We start from the raw sequence: 1,040 nt of genomic DNA on the forward strand, positions 1-1,040 counted from the left end.
GGATCAACTGTTTGGCTTGGAGAGCCGCTCCTGGGCCTTTGGCGAATTAACTTTTAGCCCGGACGGGCAGGGGCTGAAAACTGTATTTCGGCTCATTAATGAGAACGGGGACGTCTTGGAAACGCTTCCACTCACAAAATAACCTGAACACGATTTAAATTAATGAAAACATCGACGCTCTCTTGGAAGTCCTGCGCGACTGCACTCACACTCCTCTTGAGCAGTTATCCACTGCTTCACGCCGCAGACAAAGAAAAAGGAATGGAGGAAATGTGGGGTGAGGATACGGTCGCAATCAATGCCGGTCACCCCAGTCTGAAGTGGTTTGTTGAAGACAAATACGCGATGTTCATTCATTGGGGCCTCTATTCCGACATGGGCGGTATTTGGGATGGCAAGACTTACTACGGCATTGGGGAATGGATCATGCACATGGCAAAGATTCCCGTTGACGACTATAAGGCGTATGCGAGTCAGTTTAATCCCCAGAAGTTTGATGCCAAAGAGATGGTCCAGCTCGCAAAGGCGGCGGGCATGAAGACCATTGTGATTACATCGAAGCATCATGATGGTTTTGCACTCTTTGATTCCGCTGCGAGTGATTTTACCGTGACCAAGGCCACTCCCTATAAACGGGACTTGATGAAGCAATTGGCGGATGCCTGCGCGGAGGAAGGGATACGATTCGGTTTCTATTATTCACAGAATCAGGATTGGACAGAGCCCTACGGAGGTAATTACAAGGGGGAACGTCCGGCCGGATATACTCCGGAAGACTTTGATATTTATTTCAACGAAAAGGTCGTGCCGCAGGTCACGGAGTTACTCACAAACTATGGAGACATTGCAGTTATCTGGTTTGATACTCCAGGTTCGATGCCTAAAAAATACAGCGCAAAGCTGGTAGAGCTGGTGACTGAATTGCAACCCGATTGCCTGGTCAATAGCCGAATCGGCGGTGGATATGGTGACTACGTATCGCTCGGTGATATGCACATCCCGCCTGTGCGCCCGAATGTGGGCGTTTGGGAAACGGTGGA

1 protein-coding gene is annotated in these 1,040 nt (G+C 49.6%); it reads left to right on the plus strand.

The features are described 5' to 3' along the window. Positions 1-162: 162 nt before the first annotated feature. Positions 163-1,040 (plus strand): alpha-L-fucosidase (locus QEH59_RS18575; protein ID WP_308986883.1); only part of this gene is annotated, 878 nt, incomplete at its 3' end.

The sequence above is a fragment of the Thalassobacterium sedimentorum genome (genome assembly GCF_031127905.1).
Lineage (GTDB): Bacteria > Verrucomicrobiota > Verrucomicrobiia > Opitutales > Coraliomargaritaceae > Thalassobacterium > Thalassobacterium sedimentorum.